Raw genomic sequence first — 19453 nt, 5'->3', positions numbered from 1 at the left:
AACGAGCACGCAAACCGGAGCGGGATCGCGAATTCCGTTTCGAAGTCCGTATTGCCTGCATCTCTGTAGTTTGCAGATCACGGACGGCTTCCCGAAAGCCGCCGTTCCTCGCGCACCCAGCTGTGGCTTTGGAGCGGCCATATGGAAGTTAGCTGCGGGAATGAAGTCATGCGCGGCTGTTCCGCAGAAGACGACGAGTAGCTCGAGTCTGCGGGAGGCTTTTTTGAAGCGCGAGTGGTGGCGCCGATTTCTCGTACCCCAAGCCGAGGAGCAGGAAGACAGCACCGTCGATCGTTCGGGAGGCTGCCTTCCCCGAGAGGTCGATGACCTGTCGGGTCAGTGGTGCAACTCAAGGGCTTTCTTTGCAACCAGATTCGAACAAATTATTTAGACTTTTATCTATTAACCAAATATCTTGAAACATCTCCATGGTTAATGAAAGATTGATACGGTACTTAAAATCGTGGAGGGAATCATGAGCACGCAATACAATTCCACCGATTACGCTTCACAATTTTCAATCTCTGCGCGTTTGATCATTTTACTGATTGGCATTGGTGTATTGGTTTCAACGTTTGCATACATCAATATAAATTCCGGAGTACAATTCCTCGAAAAAGGTAAGCCCGATTGGAATTTCCCAGGGTTACTGGGTATTATCTCTTCTGCGATCGTAGCTTGCTGTCTCTTCTTTGCATTCCGAAGCCTGCCCCACTCTGCCCATGCGAGCCCATCGACCGACCGCGAAGGGCGCTTCATCGCAATTGCTACGACGTTCTCAGGTTTCGTTCTCCTGCTCAGCGCAGTCACCGTCCTGCTCGCTCCCCAAGTCTTGAACGAGACCGTCCGAGAAGGTCAGTTCGTGGGTTTTGCAACCGACTTCGTGTTGTTGGTTGCGCTTGCTTACTTCGGCTTGTGCATCGCGTACAGCAGGCATGCGTCGAACTTCCGGATCTTCGGATGTCCACCCGCACTGGTGTTCGCGGCCATGTTCTCGGTGGCGTTCCTTATCCTGATGGAGGAGATGTCGTGGGGACAGCACTTGCTAGGCTGGGAAGCCGGGGAACTCTTCGCCGGAAATGCCCAGAATGAAACCAACCTTCACAACTTCGCTACCTACAAGTTCGAGGCCGCTTATTATTCCGCAGCCTTCGCAGCATTCGTTGCGCTGCCGTTCTTCTGGCCTGCGACCGACAACACCATCCTGCGCTCCCTGAGTCCGTTCGTCCCGAGGCGGTTCTTCGCACTTCTGTCCCTGCCTATTGCCGGGCTGCTCTACGAAGAATGGAACATCCTCCTATACCAGGTGTGGTTCTTTCTGGGCGCGGCGATTGCGCTGCAGTTGGTGCTCGAGGCACGAGAGCGTGGCAGGTCGTTCCCTGCCGGCGGAATGCTGGCCTTGCTCGTCGGTTCCCAGGGCGTATTCCTCATCTTCGGCAGCGGAATGGTGGATGGATACGAGCTGTCGGAAATCCGTGAACTGCTGATCGCCTTTGCAATCGCGTGCTATGCACGGTTGATGTTTGGGAGGCTGAAAACCTCTCAGCGATCCCAAGCGTGATCGTTGACAATCAAGACTTTGTGGGGTGCCAGGTTCGCTGTCTACGCCAAGCGAATGTTGCCGCCGAAGCTCATTGAGCAGGTGAGAGGCAGGTTTCCGACGGTGTCGCCGAAAACCTGCCTCCCCGCAAATCACGCTATTTCAGACGCTCGGAGTTCCAGCAGGAGGGGCTTTTTCACACCGCGTCGAAGTCCAGCACCAGCCTGTCCGACAGCGGCCGGGTCTGGCAGGCGAGCGTGAAACCGGCTTCGATCTCCCACGGCTCCAGCGAAAAGTTGACGGCCATCTCCGACTGGCCTTCCACGACGCGGCAGCGGCAGGTGCAGCACATGCCGCCGGCGCAGGAATAGGGCAATTCGAGCCCGGCGCTATGGGCGGCGTCGAGCACCGTCTCGGCGCCCTCGCCCATCGGAAATTCACGTCGCACGCCGTCCAGCACGACCTCGATCGCAACGCCGCCGGCGACCGCCTTCTGCGCCGCATCCGAGGGCGCGCGCGGCCGGGGCGCCTCGCCCGAGGGTGTGAAGCGTTCGTAGCGAATGCGGTCGGGATCGACGCCATAGGACTTCAGCGTCTCCGACACGTCGTCGATCATCGCGCCGGGTCCGCACAGAAACACCCCGTCGCTGCCCAGCGGATCGATCAGACCGAGATCGGACATGTGCGCGATCTTCTTGCCGTCGATGCGGCCGTTGAGCAGGTCGAAGTCCTGCTTCTCGCGCGACAGCATGTTGACCAGCGAAAAGCGCCGCATGTGGCGGTCCTTCAGGTCCTGCAACTCCTCGCGGAACATGATCGTATCGGTCGAGCGGTTGCCGTAGACCAGCGTCACCGTGCTCTCCGGCTCGTGGCCGAGCACGGTTCTGGCGATGGACAGCATCGGCGTAATGCCGGAGCCCGAGGCGATCAAAAGATAGTCGTGGCGTTCGCCGGCGAGCGAGGTGAAGCGGCCTTCCGGCGGCATGACGCGGATCGTGTCGCCGACCGACAGCACCTCGTTGACGAACCGCGAGAAGCGGCCGTCTGCCACCTTCTTGACCCCCACCCGCAGATGCGGGTCGCCGGGCGCCGAGCAGATGGAATAGGAGCGGCGCACGTCCTCGCCGTCGACCTTCGCGGCGAGCGTCAGATACTGGCCCGGCCGGAAGCGGAAGGCGTCGCGCAGGTCGTCGGGGACGGCAAAGGCGATCGCCACCGCGTCGGATGTCTGGCGTTCGATGTCGGTGACGGTGAGGTCGTGGAAGCGCGGGGCCATTGGCGGTGTCTCAGATGCACTTGAAATAGTCGAAGGGCTCGCGGCATGCGAGGCAGCGGTAGTGCGCCTTGCATGCGGTGGAACCGAATTCGGAGAGCTTCTCGGTGTCGGCCGAGCCGCAGCGCGGACAGGCGACCTCGACTTCGCCGAAGAGCGAGCGGATGGAAGTGGAGGTCTTTTGCGGCGGCGCGATGCCGTAGTCGCGCAGCTTGTCGCGGCCTTCCGGCGTGATCCAGTCGGTCGTCCAGGCGGGCGAGACGACACGCTCGACGCGCGCCTCGAAACCGGCATCGCGCAGAGCCGCCTCGACGGCGAGTTCGATGGCGAGCACGGCGGGGCAGCCGGAATAGGTCGGCGTGACCTTGGCGACCGCGACGCCTTCGACGATTTCCACGGAGCGCAGGATGCCGAGATCGGCGACAGTGACGCAGGGCACTTCAGGATCGGGGACGGATGCGGCAGCAAGCCAGGCGCGGTGCCGGAGCTCTTCCTTCTCTCCGCTTGCGGGGAGAAGGTCCCGACAGGGGGATGAGGGGCCGCGCGAACCCGGCTGGCTCCGGCGTTGCCCCTCATCAGGCCCTTCGGGCCACTGGGGCGAGCCACGTGTCTCGCCCGTCCTTCGGACCCCCGCAGGCGGGGAGAAGGGGTCGATCGCGGACGCTTTCACCATGTCGCGCCCGGAAAGGTGCGCTGCATGTATTGCAGGTCGGCCAGCAGGAAACCCATGGCCTCGCCGTGCATGCCCTTGCGGCCGCCGCGCTGCGCGTAGGGCGCCGTGGTGAAGGCGAGATCCGCCTCGGCGAAGATCGGGCCAATGAGGCGGTCGAAAGCGGGGCGGAGCGACGAGGGCTGCGGCGCGAGGCCGGCTTCGGCGACCGCGGCCGTGACGGCGTCGTCCTCGAACATCTCGTCGACGAAGGGTGCGAGGGAGGCGATCGCGGCCTCCATGCGGCGCCGGCTGTCCGCGGTTCCGTCGCCGAGCCGCACCACCCATTCGCCGGCATGGCGGATGTGGTAGGCGACTTCCTTGACGGCCTTGGCGGCGATGCCGGCAAGGGTCGCGTCGCTGGACGTTGCAACGGCTTTCCAGAACGGCTCCATGAAGGCGGCGAAATAGAGCTGGCGCAGCATGGTGTGGGCGAAGTCGCCGTTCGGCCGCTCCACCATCAGGCAGTTCAGGTATTCGCGTTCGCGCCTGAGATAGGCGAGATCGTCTTCCGTGCGCCCCTTGCCCTCGATCTCCGCGGCGTAGGCGTAGAGCGCCCGCGCCTGGCCGATCAGGTCCAGCGCCATGTTGGGCATGGCGAGGTCTTCCTCGAGCATCGGGGCGTGGCCGCACCATTCCGACAGGCGATGGCCGAGCACCAGATGGTCGTCGGCGAGCCTGAGCACGAAGGTGACCAACGTCGCGCGGTCGAGCGTCATCGAAGACATCACATGTGCCCCACTTCCTCGGGAACCTCGTAGAAGGTCGGGTGGCGATAGATCTTCGAGGCGGTCGGCTCGAAGTTCTCGTCCTTCTGCGCTGGATCGGAGGCGACGATCGCCGCCGACGGCACCACCCAGATCGAGACGCCCTCGCCCCGGCGCGTGTAGACGTCGCGCGCGGCCTGCAGCGCCATCACCTCATCGGCGGCGTGCACGGAGCCGCAATGCTTGTGTGCCAGGCCGTTGCGCGGCCGGATGAAGACTTCCCAGAGGGGAATTTCGTTTTTTGCCATGGTTCTCTTCCCTACGCGCAGCGCTCTTCCATCCAGCGCTTCAGATGCGGCAGGCCTTCCCAGCCGAAGGCATGGTCGCTGCTGCCGTGTCTTTCGAAGTGGTCCAACCTACCGGCGGCTTCCGCAAGGTCCGGGCGGTGGCCGACGGGAACCGGCCACATCACGAAATAGGGCTTCGCTGATGCCGCGAACCACTCGCCCTTGCGGTGGTAGATCCGCTTGTGGACGGTGTTCCAGACGAAGTGCTCGAGATGCTCGGCGCTCTCCCAGACCGACATGTTGACGATCGCGTCGGGATTTTCTGCCAAGCGCAGGTCCGTCGCATCGTTTTCGTCGCCGACGAGACGCCAGACGAAGCCGGGGCTGCGCTCGGCGACCGCGTTGACACGGTCGAGATTGTCGATGAAGCCCGCCATGCGCGGGTCGTCGAGGGGGAAGCGCGCGTGAGCGATGTTGAGCTGGGCGAGGTGCATCGACGCTACTCCGCCGCGAGCCGCGTCGCCTCCTTGCGCGCCTTGCGCTTTTCGGCATGAGCCAGGGCGGCCTCGCGCACCCAGGCGCCGTCGTCCCAGGCTTTTCTCCGGGCTTCGAGCCGTTCGCGGTTCATCGGGCCGCCGCCCTTGACCACGCGCCAGAACTCGTCCCAGTCGATGGCGCCGAAGTCGTAGGAGCCGCGCTCCTCGTTCCACTTCAGCTCCGGGTCCGGAAAAGTCAGGCCGAGATATTCGCCCTGCGGCACGGTCGCGTCGACGAATTTCTGGCGCAATTCGTCGTTGGTGAAGCGCTTGATCTTCCACTTCATCGACTGGTCGCCGTGCTGGCTCTCGGTATCGTGCGGGCCGAACATCATCAGCGAAGGCCACCACCAGCGGTTCAGCGCATCCTGCGCCATCTCCTTCTGCTCGGGCGTGCCCTTCGCCAGCGTCATCATGATCTCGTAGCCCTGGCGCTGGTGGAAGCTTTCCTCCTTGCAGACGCGGATCATGGCGCGCGCATAGGGGCCGTAGGAGCAGCGGCAGAGCGGGATCTGGTTCATGATCGCCGCGCCGTCGACCAGCCAGCCGATGGCGCCGATGTCGGCCCAGGTGAGCGTCGGATAGTTGAAGATCGAGGAGTACTTGGCCTTGCCGGCCAGAAGCTCCTCGGTCATCTGCTCGCGCGACACGCCCAGCGTCTCGGCAGCGGAATAGAGGTAGAGCCCGTGGCCGCCCTCGTCCTGAACCTTGGCCAGAAGCGCCGCCTTGCGCCGCAGCGAGGGCGCGCGGGTGATCCAGTTGCCTTCCGGCAGCATGCCGACGATCTCGGAATGCGCGTGCTGGCCGATTTGGCGCACCAGCGTGCGGCGATAGCCCTCCGGCATCGGATCGTTCGGCTCGATCTTCTCCTCAGCGTCGATGCGCGCCTTGAAGGCGGCGAGGAAGGCCTCGTCCTCGGTGGTTTCGGTCTTGGCGCCGATCAGTCCCTGACTGTACATCGCATCTCCTCCATGGTCGGATGATAGCACATCCGGCCGCTCGGGAATATGTAACGAAAAATGGTCGGCAATGCAAGTTTTCGTAACATGAAATGCGGGGAAGCGCGGTGACGACATTCGGGGTGAAGGAAGCGGAAGAGACGCTGGCGCGGGTGTTCGCGCCCTGGATCGTCGAGATGGGCCTGAAGCCGGTCGGCTTCGACGACAAGGGCGGCAGCTTCGTCCTGCCGGAGAACCGTGCGCTGGTCCATGTCGGCGGCGTCATCTGCGGCCAAGCGACCGCGGCGGCCGCCGACACCTGTTCGGTCGTGGCGCTCTCGGCGCTGAACGGGCGCTTCCGCATCTGCACCACGGTCGACCTGACGACGCATTTCATCCGGCCCCTGAAGCCAGGAGAGGTCGAGATCCGGGTCGACGTGCTCTCCAACGGCAAGCGCATGGCCTACACGAAAGTGGAGATGCGGGCGAAGGGCGAGGAGAAGATCGCCGTCACGGCGACGAGCGCGTTCGCGTATCTGGAGGATTGACCCGTACCGGCCGGGTCATGCCGCCGCCCGCCGATGCGGGCGGCGATGAGGTCCGGCTGGTGCCGAATCCCTACTCCGCAGCCATGGGAAGGTCGTGGCCGGCGGTGCGTTCGAGGGCGTGGACGTTGCCGGCGAGCGCGCCATCCTCGCCGGGCTCGTCCTTTTCGTTGGGCCGCACGGCCCAGCGGAAGAGCCGTGACACGCCGAGCGCCGCGTCGTCCATGATCGTGTACATGGACGGGATGAAGACCAGCGACAGGACCGTCGAGACCAGAAGCCCGCCGATCACCGCGATCGCCATCGGTGCCCGGAACTCGCCGCCGTCGCCGAACGCCAGCGAGGCCGGGATCATGCCCGCCGACATGGCGATGGTGGTCATGATGATCGGGCGCGCGCGCTTGCGGCAGGCGTCCAGAATGGCTTCGGCGCGCGGCACGCCGTGCTTCACCTCCTCGATGGCGAAATCGACGAGCATGATGGCGTTCTTGGTGACGATGCCCATCAGCATGAGGATGCCGATCACGACGGGCATCGAGACAGCCGAGTTCGTCAGCCACAGGGCCGTCACCACGCCGCCGATCGACAGCGGCAGAGAGCCCAGGATCGTGATCGAGTGGAACACCGAGCCGAAGAGCAGGATCAGCACGACCAGAACCAGCATCAGGCCGGTGACCATGGCCATGGCGAAGCCGGCGAAGACCTCGCCCATGACCTCGGCATCCCCCGTCTCCTGCACGCGCACGCCTTCGGGCAGGTTCTGGACCCGCGGCAGGGCGTTGACCAACGCGAGGCCCTCGCCGATCTCGTAGCCGGGCGCCATGTCCGCGCCGATGACGACGCGGCGCTGGCGGTTGAAGCGCTGGATCGACGACGGGCCCTGGCCGTAGCTGATGCTCGCTACCGAAGAGAGAGGCACGGTGGCGCCGGTGGCCGTCTGCACCGGCAGCGAACTGACGATCGAGAGATCGTCGCGCGCCTCTTCGTCCAACTGCACGCGGATCGGTATCTGGCGGTCGCCGACCGTGTATTTCGCCAAGTTGGCGTCGATATCGCCGATGGTGGCGATGCGCAGCGTCTCCGACAGGGTGGCGGTGGAGATGCCGAGTTGGGCCAAGCGGTCGAGATCGGGTTCGACGATGATTTCCGGCCGGTCGAGCGCGGCGTTGGAGGAGATCGCGCGGAATTTTCCCGTCTGGGTCATGGCGCTCTGGATCTCGCGCGCCGTGGTGTCGAGCAGATCGCCGTCGGTGCCCATGACGCCGAATTCCAGCGCGCGCTGACCACGGTCGTTGACGAAGTAGACGCGCAGGTCCGGCACGACGGCGAGCTTCGTCAGGAGCGTCTCCTCGGTCTCGGCCTGCTTCACCTCGCGCTCGGACTTGTGGACGAGGTCGGCGACCACGGTGGCGCGGCGCGGCTCGAGCGAACCGGTCGGGCTGGAGCCGCCGATGACGTAGACATTCTCGACCTCGGTCATTTCCCGCATGATCTCCGTCACCTGGTCGGTCGTCTCGCGGGTATCCTCCAAGAGCGTGCCCGGCGGCAGTTCGAGCGAGAAGACGATGCGGCTGGCGTCCTCCTTCGGGATGAAGCCCGATGGCAGGAAGCCGATCGCATACATCGAGGCCCCGAAGAAGCCGATGCCGGCGAGCAGGGTCAGCCAGCGGAAGCGCAGCGAGGTGCGCAGGAAACCCATGTAGCCACGCATGATGAAGCCGGGCTTCGGCTCCTCGTGGCCGTGGCCGCGCAGGAAATAGGCGGCGAGCATCGGCGTGATCAGCCGGGCGACCAGCAGCGAGAAGAACACCGCCACGGCGACGGTGAGGCCGAACTGCTTGAAGTACTGGCCCGCGACGCCGCCCATGAAGGAGACCGGCGCGAAGACGGCCATGATCGTGGCGGAGATCGCGATGACGGCGAGCCCGATCTCGTCGGCCGCCTCCAGCGCCGCGCGATAGGGCGACTTGCCCAGTTTGATGTGGCGCACGATGTTCTCGATCTCGACGATGGCGTCGTCGACGAGGATGCCGACCACCAGCGTGATGCCGAGAAGGCTGACGAGATTGAGCGAGAAGCCCATCAGGTCGAGCGCCCAGAAGGTGGGGATGGCCGACAGCGGCAGGGCGGAGGCGGCGACCAGGGTGGCGCGGAAATCGCGCAGGAACAGGAAGACCACGAGCACGGCCAGCACCGCGCCCTCGACCAGCGTTTCCATGGCGGAATCGTAGTTGCCTTCCGTGTAGGAAACGGAATCGTCCACCTTGGCGATGGAGACGTCCGGATAGTCAGCCTGGAGCTTGGCGATCGCAACCGTCGCCCGCTCGTTCACCTCGACGTCGCTCTCGCCCTTGCCGCGGAAGATGCCGAAGGAGACGACGGTCTGGTTGTTGACGCGGGCGAACGACTTCGGTTTCGCCCAGGAATCGGTGACGGTCGCGATGTCCGACAGCGTGACGCGCCGGCCGCCAGCGAGCGGGATTTCCAGCGAGCGCAGGCCCTCGATCGAATTGGCGCCCCCGAGTGTGCGGATGGTCTGGTCGCGGCCGCCGAACTCGCCGTTGCCGCCGGTCAGGTCGACATTGGCCGCCCGAAGGGCCCGATTGACGTCGCCGGCCGTCGCGCCGAGCGCCGTCAGGCGGTCCGGATCGATCTCGACCTTGATCTCGCGCGTCACGCCGCCGTAGCGATCGACGCGGGCCACGCCCTTCAGCCCCTGGAGGTCGCGGATCACGACGTCGTCGACGAACCAGGAGAGCTCCTCGATGGTCATGGCCGGCGCACGCACGGCGTAGGTCAGGATCGCCTGGCCCTCGACGTCGATGCGGTTGACGAGGGGCTCGTCAGAGGTTGCCGGCAATGCCGAGCGGATGCGCTCGACGGCGTCCTTGACGTCGTTGACGGCGGTCTGAGTGTCGACCTCGAGCCGGAATTCGACCACCGTCTGGGAATTGCCCTCAGTGATGGTCGAGACGACGTTCTTGACGCCCGAAATGTTGGCGACGGCGTCCTCGACCCGCTTGGTGACCTGGGTCTCGAGTTCGCTCGGCGCGACGCCCGGATCCTTCACGACCACCGAGACGAGCGGGATGTCGATGTTGGGGAAGCGCGTGATGGGCAGGTTGGCGAAGCTGATCAGCCCCAGCGCCGTCAAGACGATGAAGAGGAGGACGGCCGGAACCGGATTGCGGATCGACCAGGCGGAAAAGTTCCAGTTCATTGTGCGACGGCTCCCGTCCGGTCGCCCCGCACGGGCGTAATCTCGTCGCCGTCGGCCACGAAGGTTCCAGCGCGGGAGACGATCTCGTCGCCTTCGGCCAGTCCTTCCAGGATCTCGACGTAGCCGTCTGCCCGCGCGCCGAGCTGTACCGGAACGGTCGACACCCTGCCCTCCCCGTTCAGGCGCTGGAGAAACCCGTCGCTGCCGCGATAGACGAGCGCGGTCGAAGGCACTGCCACCCCCTCGCGCCGCAGGAGTTCGATGCTGCCGCGGGCGAAATTGCCGGCCCGCACGTTCTCCTCGTCGGAGAGCGCGATACGGATCATGCCCATGCGCAGCTTCTGATCGACCTCGGGTTCGATCATGCGGATTTCGCCGGGGATCGCTTCGTCCATGCCCGGCAGGCGCACGTTCGCCTTGAGCCCGGCCGAAAGGCGCGGCAGCACGGTCTCAGGCACGTCGGCCGCGAGTTCGAGCTGGCCGTCGATGGCGATCCGGAACAGGGGGCCGACGCTTGCCCCGACGATGCCGCCAAGCGTCGCGTTGCGCGCGAGAATGAGACCGTCCGCCGGCGCCCTGACCTGCGTCTTCTCGATCTGGAGGTCGATGTTGCGCCTCTGCGCGTCGATGACGCCGAGCTGGGCCTCGGACGCGGCGAGCGCCTTCTGCGCGGAGACGAGCTTGGCCTGCGCGCTGTCATAGGCGTTCACGGCGTTGTCCAGCTGGGATTGCGCGGCGATGCCCTTCTTCTGCAACTGCCTGGCGCGATCTAGCCCCTCGTCGGCCTGGCGCACGCCGATCTCGGCGTCGGTGATCTGGGCGCGGACCTGCGCCACACTGGCATCTGCCTGGGCGCGGTTGGCCACGACCTGGGCGAGCTGCGTCTCCAGCATGGCCTTGTCGAGCACGGCGAGCAGGTCGCCCTTCTTCACCATGTCGCCCTGGTCGGCATGGAGTTCCAGCACGATCATGCCGGAGAGGTCGATCCCGACCGCCGCCTCCTCGCGCGGGACCACGGTGCCAGTCACCTCGAGCGTTTCGATCAGTTCGCGGCGCTCGGCCGGCACCACGCGGATGGCCGGCGGACGCGGAGCCTCGACCGCGCCGGCAGCCGTCTCGGCCTTGGGCGCGGTGAAGGCATCCTGGGAGATGCCGAGAGCCGCGGCCCCGGCAAGGAGCACCGCCGCGGCGGAAAACAGGAACCGGCTGGTCTTCATAGTTCGCCTCGTCTGATGGCGGATTCAGTATCGGCCGACCGTTTCGGTCCGTTGCCGTTCGTCAGGTCGTTTCGTAAAGCTTGCGTTTCGGGCGCAGCATCGCTTCCACTGTCACGCGCATCAGTGCCTCGACGCGGTCGAGTGACACCCCCTGCGCTGGAAGATCGTTGATCGCCAGACCCTCGCCGATAGCCATCATGACCGGAAGGATCGTTTCCAGCTCGACGCAGGGATCGATCTCGCCGCGGCGCATCGCCGCCTCGAAATAGGTACGGAAGCTGGTCTGGACCTCGCCCATCGACTGATGGCAGGTGAGCTGGATCGCCTCGTTGCGCATGGATTCGGCGCGAATCTCGGCAAAGAGCGGCGCGTTCCCGCTCTCGTGGATGTAGCGAAGGTGGGCGATCGCCGCCTTGACGAAGCCGTCGACCACGTCCGGGTTCTCGCCCATGGCGGCGAACATCTCGGCCTCGTGGCTGCGATCCGCTTCGGTGATCGCCTCGATGATCGCTTCCTTGGACGGGAAATAGCGGTAGAGCGCGCCCGGGCTCATGCCGAGCTCGGCACAGATCTGATGCATGGACGCACCCTGGAAGCCGGAGCGCACGAAGCAGGACTTCGCGGCGTCGAGAATGCGCATGACCTGCTGGTCGCGGCGTTCCGCGCGCGTCATGGGTGCCTCGGCGGCCTCGCCTTCCGGCTCGGCCACGAGCGGCTGCGATTGGGGCATGCTAAATTACCTTGAGTGCGAACGATCGTTCTCAATTTAAGCGAATGTTCGTTCGCAGTCAAGATGATGCACTGCAACATGCAGACAAATCCGGCAGGAGCGGTAAATCGTCTCGCGCTATGGCTGGTAAAAAATGGGCGGAGCGGGCGTCGATGGCGCGGCTGCCGCGAGCAAATGGGATTTGACCGGGCTTGCCGGAACTGCATCCTTCAGGTCGAACGAGCGGCGGATGCATTGGGGGAAAGAGACATGCGCAGGACGGTGGTACCGGCGGCCCTCCAGGGCGTCTACGACAACTGGCACTTCGCGCCGGCCGTAATCGCCAACGGCATGATCTACTGCTCCGGGATCATCGGCACGAGCCCCGGCGGCGAGACGCCGGGCGCCGACGGGCTGAAGGGCGCCGAGACGACGCTCGCCGACCCCGACGCGCCGCTCGCCGCGCTGGCGGCAGTGGAGGACCCGGAAGCCCAGTTCGCCACCGCCTTCGAGGCGCTGAAGGCGATTTTGGCCGAATGCGGCGCGGAGCTATCCGACATCGTCGAGATCACGACCTACCACGTGGACATCGCCCGCCACATGGAGACCTTCATGCGGGTGAAGGACCGGTATCTCAAGGAGCCATGGCCGGCGTGGACGGCGATCGGGGTGAGCGAACTGATCGTGCCGGGGGGATTGATGGAGATCAGGGTAGTGGCGGTGGCGCGGGGGTGAGAGGCAGACAGGGCAAGCCGCCGGCAAGCTTCACCCCGCCCGGCTACTTCTCACCCGAACTTCCCCGTCCGCGGAAAGCCCTTCGGCACCATGCGCCCCGCCGAGGCGCGGTCGCCGATCCACTCGGCGAGTTCGTCCTTCGATTTCACGAAGGCGCGGCCGGCGGAATCGGTCCAGGTCAGGCCCGCTTCCAGCGCGAAGGTCTTGATGTCGGAGACGCCGCCGTCCTTGTAGCGCTGCAGGCGCACGCCCTTGCCGCGGCCCATCTCCGGGATCTGGACAAGCGGGAAGGCGAGCATCTTGCGGTTCTCGCCGACCGCGGCGACATGGTCGTCGCCGCTATGGATAAAGACGCATCGCGCCGCCTCGTCGGGCGCCTTGACGTTCATCACCTGCTTGCCCTTGCGGGTATTGGCCGCCACCTCCTCTTCCGGCACGACGAAGCCGTAGCCCAGGTGCGAGACGAGCAGGAGCTTTCGCTTCGGATCGTGGACGAAGGCGGTGACGATGTCCTGGTCGTTCTCCATGTCGACGATGATGCGGATCGGCTCGCCGTGGCCGCGGCCGCCCGGCAGCCGGTCGGCGCCGATGGTGTAGAACTTGCCGCCCGTGGTGAAGACCAGGATCTTGTCGGTGGTCTGGGCATGGAAGGCGAGCTTGAGCTTGTCGCCTTCCTTGAAAGACAGACTGTCGAATTCCGACAGATGGCCCTTCATGGCGCGCAGCCAGCCCTTTTCCGAGACGACGACCGTGACCGGCTCCTTCTCGATCATGGCGTGCTGGATATGCGTCTCGTCGTGCTCGGGCGCGTCGGCAAAGCGGGTGCGGCGCCGGCCGAGGTCGGTGCGCGAGCCGAAACGGTCGCGCAGCTTCTCGACCTCCCAGCGGATCGTCTTCCACTGCTTGGCGTCGGAGGCGAGCAGCGCCTCGATCTGCGATTTTTCGGCGGTGAGGTTGTCGAATTCCTTGCGGATCTCGAACTCCTCCAGCTTGCGCAGGGCGCGCAGGCGAAGGTTCAGGATGGCCTCGGCCTGAACGTCTGTGAGGTCCCAGCGGGCCATCATGACCTGCTTGGGTTCGTCCTCCTCGCGGATGATGCGGATCACATCGTCGATGTTCAGATAGGCGATCAGGTAGCCCCCGAGGATTTCGAGGCGCCGCTCGATCTCTGCCAGCCGGTGCCGGGACCGCCGGACGAGGACCTCCTTGCGGTGGTCGAGCCACTGCTGCAGCGCCTCCTTCAGCGAGACGATGTTCGGCACGCGCCCGCGCGACAGGACGTTCATGTTGAGGCTGAAGCGGTTTTCCAGCTCCGACAGCTTGAAGAGCGATTCCATCAGGATCGCCGGATCGACGCTGCGGCTCTTGGGGACGAGCACGACGCGGATGTCTTCGGCGCTCTCGTCGCGGATGTCCTCCAGGAGCGGCAGTTTCCGCGCTATCAAAAGTTCGGCGATCTTTTCGATCAGCTTGGCCTTCTGCACGCCGTAGGGGATTTCCGTGACGACGATCTGCCACGTGCCGCGCCCCTGGTCCTCGACGGTCCAGTGCGCCCTCACCCGGAACGAGCCGCGGCCGGTCTTGTAGGCCTCGACGATCGTCTCCCAGCGATCGACTATGATGCCGCCGGTCGGAAAATCCGGTCCGCGGACCATGTTCTCGTCGTCGTCCTCCGGGTGCGGCGTCTGGGTCAGGAGGTCCTCGACCGAGGCGTCCGGGTGGTCGATCAGGTGGAGCGACGCCTTGCAGAGCTCGGCGACGTTGTGGGGCGGGATCGAGGTCGCCATGCCGACGGCGATGCCGGTGGATCCGTTGGCCAAGAGGTTCGGAAAGGCGCCGGGGAGAACCGTCGGCTCCTCGTTCTCCTCGTTGTAGGTCGCGCGGAAGTCGACCGCGTCCTCGGTAATGCCGGAGAGCAGTTCGGTCGCCGCCTCGGTCATGCGCGCCTCGGTGTAGCGCATGGCGGCGGCGTTATCGCCGTCGATGTTGCCGAAATTGCCCTGCCCGTCGACCAGCGGGTAACGCACGGAGAACGGCTGCGCCAGGCGCACCAGCGCGTCGTAGATCGACTGGTCGCCATGCGGATGGAACTTGCCCATCACCTCGCCGACGATCGAGGCGCATTTGGCGAAGCGCTGGTCCGGATTGAGCCGCAGCAGGCGCATGGCGTGCACGATGCGGCGATGCACGGGCTTCATGCCGTCGCGCACGTCGGGCAGCGCCCGGTGCATGATGGTCGACAGCGCATAGGCGAGGTAGCGCTCCTCGAGCGCTTTCTTCAGATCGACGGGCTCGATGCCATCGCCGTCGCCATCGCCGGACCCCGGCGGAATCAGGCTTTTTCCCATGGTCGGGGGTTAGCGGAGGCAGCGGGCCGGGGCAAGTGGGACGAAAAGCCATCCCCGCGGATGTTTGCGTAACCCTCCCCCGCTCCCGACGCCACGAAACGGCAACGTTGCCGTGCGATCCGGATGGACGGTGGAATGCCGGCGGAGGTTCGTCCGCTGGATCACTGCGGGAGTGGCATAGTTTACAGACGGCGTCGGCTCGCGCCGGCAAGGACATCATACGGTCGCTTTTTCTTCGATTGATGACGAAGAACCCCACGGAAACCTCAGGGAACACATCATGACGCATTTCAAATCCAGGCTCGGAACCCTCGCGACCGCCGGTCTCCTGGCCGCGCTGGCACCATTGCCCGCCTTCGCCCAGAGCGCCGACGAAGTCGCCGCCCGCCTGAAGGCCATGTTCGAGAAGCAGGGCGTGCAGGCTACCTGGGACAATGTGAGCGGTTCCGGTTCCTCCGTCATGCTGCAGGGTGTGGCGATGAGCGTCCCGGGCGAAGAGGAGGGCGTCCAGATCGGCGACCTCGACCTAGAGAACGTCAGCCAGGACGGCGAAACGATCGTCATCGGCACCTTGTCGATGCCGACCTATTCCTTCTCCAGCGAAGGCGTGGAAATCGACATGAGCGACATGTCGATTTCGGGTTTGCGGCTGCCGCCGCAGGATATGGCCGATCCCATGAACGAGATCGCAGTCTATGACAGCGCCGACATCGGCTCCCTGAACGTTTCCTACGGCGGCATGGACGTGTTCACGCTCCAGCAGCTGCATACGGAGATGACGGGGGGCGACGGCACGCCCTACGCTTTCAGCGGCGCCGCGGAACGCTTCTCCGCCGATCTCTCGGCGGTCGAGGACCCGAAGACGAAGGCGGCCCTTGCGAGCGCCGGCTACGAGACGCTGGAAGGCACGGTCGAGATGGCCGGAACCTGGGAGCCGGAAAGTGGCAGGCTCGCGCTCGATCAGTACGACATCTCGATCGACAATGCCGGCACGCTTGGCTTGACCTTCGAGATCACCGGCTACACACCGCAGTTCATCGCCGCGCTGCGCGAGACGCAGGCGAAGATGGCCGAGACCGAGGGCCAGGACCAGTCGGCGCAGGGCATGGCGATGCTGGGCCTGATGCAGCAGCTCAACCTGCACGGCGCGACGCTGCGTTTCGACGACGACACGCTGACCCGGAAGGTGCTCCAGTACTTCGCCGACCAGCAGGGCGCCAAGCCCGCCGACATCGCCAACCAGGCGAAGGCCGTGCTGCCCTTCGCGATGATGCAGATCGGAAACCCGGCCCTGACCACCGAGGTCAGCGCCGCCGTGAACGCCTTCCTCGACAATCCCGAGAGCCTGGAGATCCGCGTGGCACCGGCAAACCCCCTGCCCTTCGCCATGATCGCGGCCAGCGCCATGACCGCGCCGCAGTCGCTGCCGCAGCAGCTCGGCGTCGGTGTGGCGGCGAACGAGTAGCGACGGCGGCCACGGCCCGTGCAGTCTGGAACCCCTCGGTCCGGAATGGATCGAGGGGTTTTTTGTTGGCGGTCTCGGGGGCGCGGCGGCCCGCCCAGGTGTTTTCGATCAACCATCGCGCAGCCCCTCGCCCGTCCTTCGGACCCCCGTGAACGGGGAGAAGGGGGTATCGCGGACGTGCGGGAAATTGTGGAGATGAAGCCGACTTGGACGTGATAGCGCGTCCCTTCTGTCTGCCTGCGTCTCCAGCGCCCTGGCGGTCTTCACCGACCCGCCAATGGACGTCAGAGGTTCACGCTCGCCTCTTTCAAACCATCGCAAACTACCTGGCGCAGTTGGCGTGCGGTGGAATCGCGGAAAATATGCAGGGCATCCAGAAACGAAGTCCAATCCGCAGGCTGACGCGAAAGCTCCACTGACTGTTGAGATTATGTCCGGCGATCAATGCGGCTTCTGCATCAACTTAGTCCGGATGCTGCGAATGATGAAGCGTGACGCATGCGCTGACAGATGATGGTCATCGATGAACATTGGCTTGCCGTCCAGGAAGTAAGAACACTTTCCATCAGGGCACTGCACCGCGCTAATATCAATGTAGTCCGGAATAATCTGAGCCATGGTCTTGTTGTAGGCAAGCAGGTTCTGACGGAAGCTTGGGTCTCCTGCGCAGCGGGTTTCCATGGACTTATCGTCCAAAAGATAGTCTGGAACCGCAATACAGCGATCAAGAAACACGCCGGGGCGAACCGTGTCACCGATATAGTAGACTTCATGGCCGAAAGCCGCAATCCTTCGGATCAGTTCATTCGTTGCTTGTGCCATCTCCTCGGGATCTCCGCGAGCGGCATTGGAGACGATTACCGTTGACGGCCTCCACTTCTTCAGCACGTTCATCATGCGCTTGTTGTGTCTGACACAGTCTTGCGACGGAACGCGCCAGGTGAACGAAGTGTTTCCGACCTGCGGCGCGCAACCACCGAAGAACATTGCATAGATGTTGGCTTCCGCTTCGAAGGAAGACGCGACGCCGGAGAAAAGGTGCATCGCGTGACTATCACCGTAGACGATGATGTCACGCGGCTTTTTACTCCATTTCTGGCAGTAGAAGATTTTCTTGCTCACAGAAGGGTTGGTGCGGCCGCAGCTGCTACGCATACCTCCCACCTGCGCGATTTTCTTCCGTTCAGGCGGAACCCGGGAGCCCCATCCGTTCGAAGACCACGCCGAACCGGCGGGGAGCACTATTGCCAGCGCGGCCAAGATCCCGGTCGCAGCGGCCCATGAAAAGCGCCAGCGCCTCCGCCGGAACGGCTGTTCAACGAACTCGTAGAGCATCCAAGCCAAACCGAACGTTATGCCGATCAGCAGAGTTGTCTTCCACCATGGGAAAACTCCCGGGGGAGACATGAAAGAGGCAAAAACCACCACAGGCCAGTGGATGAGGTATGACGAATAGCTGGTCTTCCCAATCCATACCGCGACGGGGTTGCGCAGGATGATGCCGGACATCGGTGCCATACCACCGAAGATCGCGAGCGCTGCGCCTAGACAGGGAAGAAGTGAAGCAAAACCCGGGAAGGGAGTTTCCTCGGTATAGAGCAGGACTGAAGCAAGGATCATCCCCAAGCCGGAGACCAATGCCATTTCCCTGTAAAAAGCCGGCACCACAAAACGGGGGATCCAAACCAACGCGGCTCCGAACCCAAACTCTACGATCCTGGCAGGCAGGAGATAGAATGCCGTTACCCCATCACCGCTCCTGATCCAGAACACGGCGAGGGCGAGGCTTGAGATGCTCATGAGCGCCAATACGATCGGGGCGACCAAGCGAGGCAGGCGGAACAGCAGAACGATGGTCAGAGGCCAGAACAAGTAGAACTGTTCTTCTACGCTCAATGACCAAGTGTGGAGGAGCGGCTTCAATTTCGTCGATGTGTCGAAATAATCGGCAATACTCCAGAAATGGAAGTTTGATAGGCTGAAAATCGCATACATTGTCGATTCTCCGAGCGCCTTCAAATCCTTTGCGCCAAACACAAGAACGCCAAAATAGAAAGTAATGGCGAGAACGACAAAGAATGCCGGGAGAAGACGTCTGGCACGGCGTATATAAAAATTACCGAAACTGAATTCTCCCGCATTGATCTCTTTCACGATCAGATTCGTGATCAGATAGCCGGAAATAACAAAGAAGACATCTACGCCGACGAAACCGCCCGTGAACGGCCAGACATCGAAATGATAGAGTATTACCGATCCCACCGCGATCGCACGTAATCCATCGATGTCGGGCCTATAGTTCATCAGCAACACCTCGCGCAGCAGTTTTCCCCTAAGCATGCCAGCCTGAGAATCTCAACCGCTCCCGCCGCTACCCCGCTTGGACAGGACGCGAAGCTGGTTCGAGCGCAGTCGTCGAAGCAGCCGGCGCCTTGAATAGCGGTACTGGCGACCGTCTTCGCGTCGCGGACCGGCCGGCTCGTCACCAACAACAGGACGTGCCTTTGAAACAAACGGAGTTCGGCGATCTCCGACAACCGCTCGGTGGTTCGCATTGCCCCGCCCTGCTCCCACTCCCGCTCCTCAAAGGCTGTGGAGCCGGCGCCACTCGCGGCAGGAGAGATCGAGGATGGCGAGGGCACCCGCGCGCAGCTCTTCCGGGGTCATGGCGCAGCCCGGTTTCGCACCTGTCAGAGGCACATGGACGAAGCCGCTCATGGCGGGGGCGAAGCCGTCGCAGGCCTTGGCGCGCGACAGCATGAAGACCGTGTTGCAGAGATAGCCGCCGGCGTCGTCCGACCATTCGACCGGCAGGTTCATCTCCGCGAGCCGGTCGTGGATCGCATGAAGCGGCAGGCCGGATTCCAGCGTGTCGGGGCCGGCGCAGACCCGGCCCGCATCGCGCAGGGCGCCCGAATTGTCGGGGCGGTCGGCGGCGAAGCGGTTGCGGGCGAGCCGTTCCAGGCGGAAGCCGGAGCATTCGTCGGCCAAGCCGAAATGGATCGCGATGTCGGGGGCGAATTCGCGTCCGAGTTCGGACAGGCGCGGGCCGACAGCGGCGTAGTCGACCGGGAGCACGACGGCGCGGAATGCCTCGACATGTGCCAGATGGTCGAGCGGCGGCTCCTCCGTCAGGCTCCTGATGAGCCATTCGGTGGGGTTCACCGGCGCGCCCGGGAAAGGCTCGAAACCAGTGACGAGGACGCGCGGGCCGGCGGCCATCG

Annotated in this window: 15 protein-coding genes and 1 pseudogene; 4 read left to right on the top strand and 12 right to left on the bottom strand. The window is 64.1% G+C overall.

Translation table 11 applies throughout. The features are described from left to right. Positions 1-475: 475 nt before the first annotated feature. Positions 476-1561, top strand: a complete 1086-nt coding sequence (locus tag ABGN05_RS05280) for a hypothetical protein (protein WP_367952925.1) — start codon at positions 476-478, stop codon at positions 1559-1561. 175 nt (positions 1562-1736) lie between these two features. On the opposite strand, the gene paaE is transcribed toward ABGN05_RS05280, so the two are convergent. From paaE to paaA, 6 genes and pseudogenes are all read right to left on the bottom strand, one after another. Further along, positions 1737-2816, bottom strand: a complete 1080-nt coding sequence (gene paaE / locus ABGN05_RS05275; protein ID WP_367952924.1) for a 1,2-phenylacetyl-CoA epoxidase subunit PaaE — start codon at positions 2814-2816, stop codon at positions 1737-1739. A 10-nt stretch (positions 2817-2826) separates the two neighbouring features. Beyond that, positions 2827-3303, bottom strand: a pseudogene (gene paaD / locus ABGN05_RS05270) (1,2-phenylacetyl-CoA epoxidase subunit PaaD); the annotation flags it as partial. Between the two features lie 176 nt (positions 3304-3479). Continuing rightward, the gene (gene paaC, locus ABGN05_RS05265; protein WP_367952923.1) at positions 3480-4250 is read right to left on the bottom strand and encodes a 1,2-phenylacetyl-CoA epoxidase subunit PaaC; all 771 of its coding nucleotides are present in this window, start codon (positions 4248-4250) and stop codon (positions 3480-3482) included. Continuing rightward, complete coding sequence (gene paaB / locus ABGN05_RS05260) at positions 4250-4537, bottom strand: 1,2-phenylacetyl-CoA epoxidase subunit PaaB (RefSeq protein WP_367952922.1); 288 nt, start codon at positions 4535-4537, stop codon at positions 4250-4252. The genes paaC and paaB overlap by 1 nt, the downstream gene beginning before the upstream one ends. An 11-nt stretch (positions 4538-4548) precedes the next feature. After that, positions 4549-5010: a DUF3291 domain-containing protein gene (locus ABGN05_RS05255; RefSeq protein ID WP_367952921.1), complete on the bottom strand. Its 462-nt coding sequence runs from the start codon at positions 5008-5010 to the stop codon at positions 4549-4551. A gap of 5 nt (positions 5011-5015) precedes the next feature. Then, positions 5016-6011: a 1,2-phenylacetyl-CoA epoxidase subunit PaaA gene (gene paaA / locus ABGN05_RS05250; protein WP_367952920.1), complete on the bottom strand. Its 996-nt coding sequence runs from the start codon at positions 6009-6011 to the stop codon at positions 5016-5018. A 107-nt stretch (positions 6012-6118) separates the two neighbouring features. On the opposite strand from paaA, the gene ABGN05_RS05245 reads away from it, so the two are divergent. Next, the gene (locus ABGN05_RS05245; protein WP_367952919.1) at positions 6119-6538 is read left to right on the top strand and encodes a PaaI family thioesterase; all 420 of its coding nucleotides are present in this window, start codon (positions 6119-6121) and stop codon (positions 6536-6538) included. A gap of 70 nt (positions 6539-6608) precedes the next feature. Here the strand turns inward: ABGN05_RS05245 and ABGN05_RS05240 are convergent, their stop codons facing one another. The 3 genes from ABGN05_RS05240 to ABGN05_RS05230 form a co-directional block, all read right to left on the bottom strand. Beyond that, positions 6609-9755, bottom strand: coding sequence for an efflux RND transporter permease subunit (locus tag ABGN05_RS05240; RefSeq protein ID WP_367952918.1), 3147 nt, complete (start codon positions 9753-9755; stop codon positions 6609-6611). Continuing rightward, on the bottom strand, positions 9752-10972 hold the full coding sequence (locus ABGN05_RS05235) for an efflux RND transporter periplasmic adaptor subunit (RefSeq protein ID WP_367952917.1): 1221 nt from the start codon (positions 10970-10972) through the stop codon (positions 9752-9754). Before ABGN05_RS05235 ends, ABGN05_RS05240 begins: the two co-directional genes overlap by 4 nt. A gap of 61 nt (positions 10973-11033) precedes the next feature. Continuing rightward, positions 11034-11702 (bottom strand): TetR/AcrR family transcriptional regulator, encoded by a 669-nt coding sequence (locus ABGN05_RS05230; RefSeq protein WP_367952916.1) that lies wholly within the window; start codon positions 11700-11702, stop codon positions 11034-11036. Positions 11703-11951: 249 nt separating this feature from the next. Here ABGN05_RS05230 and ABGN05_RS05225 point away from each other — a divergent pair, with 249 nt between their 5' ends. Next, a complete protein-coding gene (locus ABGN05_RS05225) occupies positions 11952-12416 on the top strand; it encodes a RidA family protein (RefSeq protein ID WP_367952915.1) in 465 nt (154 codons plus the stop codon). Positions 12417-12466: 50 nt separating this feature from the next. On the opposite strand, the gene parC is transcribed toward ABGN05_RS05225, so the two are convergent. Next, positions 12467-14764, bottom strand: coding sequence for a DNA topoisomerase IV subunit A (parC, locus tag ABGN05_RS05220; RefSeq protein ID WP_367952914.1), 2298 nt, complete (start codon positions 14762-14764; stop codon positions 12467-12469). A 280-nt stretch (positions 14765-15044) separates the two neighbouring features. Here parC and ABGN05_RS05215 point away from each other — a divergent pair, with 280 nt between their 5' ends. Continuing rightward, positions 15045-16229 (top strand): aq_1923 C-terminal domain, encoded by a 1185-nt coding sequence (locus ABGN05_RS05215; RefSeq protein ID WP_367952913.1) that lies wholly within the window; start codon positions 15045-15047, stop codon positions 16227-16229. Positions 16230-16670: 441 nt separating this feature from the next. On the opposite strand, the gene ABGN05_RS05210 is transcribed toward ABGN05_RS05215, so the two are convergent. Then, positions 16671-18533: an acyltransferase family protein gene (locus ABGN05_RS05210; protein WP_367952912.1), complete on the bottom strand. Its 1863-nt coding sequence runs from the start codon at positions 18531-18533 to the stop codon at positions 16671-16673. Positions 18534-18812: 279 nt separating this feature from the next. After that, a complete protein-coding gene (locus ABGN05_RS05205) occupies positions 18813-19451 on the bottom strand; it encodes a pyroglutamyl-peptidase I (RefSeq protein ID WP_367952911.1) in 639 nt (212 codons plus the stop codon). Between the last annotated feature and the right edge of the window lie 2 nt (positions 19452-19453).

Origin of the sequence: Aquibium pacificum, assembly GCF_040839445.1 — a bacterium.
Taxonomy (GTDB): Bacteria; Pseudomonadota; Alphaproteobacteria; order Rhizobiales; family Rhizobiaceae; genus Aquibium; species Aquibium pacificus.
This window is presented reverse-complemented; position numbering and strand designations above follow the sequence as displayed.